Source organism: Buttiauxella brennerae ATCC 51605 (assembly GCF_001654925.1).
Classification (GTDB): domain Bacteria; phylum Pseudomonadota; class Gammaproteobacteria; order Enterobacterales; family Enterobacteriaceae; genus Buttiauxella; species Buttiauxella brennerae.
This window is the reverse complement of record NZ_LXER01000060.1, coordinates 1-495: the sequence shown is the minus strand read 5'-3', so window position 1 is coordinate 495 and position 495 is coordinate 1. Positions and strand designations below refer to the sequence as shown.

The 495-nt window shown below is 50.3% G+C and carries 1 pseudogene; it reads right to left on the bottom strand.

Annotation, left to right across the window (positions count from 1 at the left end):
- A pseudogene (locus M975_RS23050) lies at positions 1–495 on the bottom strand (IS3 family transposase); the annotation flags it as partial.

The following is a 495-nucleotide window of genomic DNA, read 5'->3' as shown; positions in this document are numbered from 1 at the left end:
CGCATCGTGCATAAAATCGATGGACCAACTCTGGTTTAACGCTTGCGGCGTCGCCAGTGGTGCAGGGTTACGCACTGGCAGCCGCTGTTTTCCCTTACGACGAAAATTCAGTTTCAGCAGGCAGTAAATCCGGTGAACGCGTTTATGGTTCCAGGCGTTACCCTGCCTGCGCAGTAACTGAAAAAGCTTCTTAAAACCATAACGCGGGTAGCGCTCTGCCAGCTCAGTCAGCATCTGGATCACCGGTTCATCCCGCCGGATATCGGGCTGGTAAAAATACACCGTCCTGCTCAGCGATAACGTCCTGCAAGCCTGGCGTAAACTCATGGCAAATTGCGCCGTCAGATAGCTGACGAGTTCACGCTTTATCGCTGGTTTTAAAGCTTTTTTTCGATAACGTCTTTCAGGGCCCGGCATTCAAGACTGAGATCGGCAAACATCTGTTTGAGACGACGATTTTCGTCCTCGAGATCTTTCATCTTTTTGATATCAGAG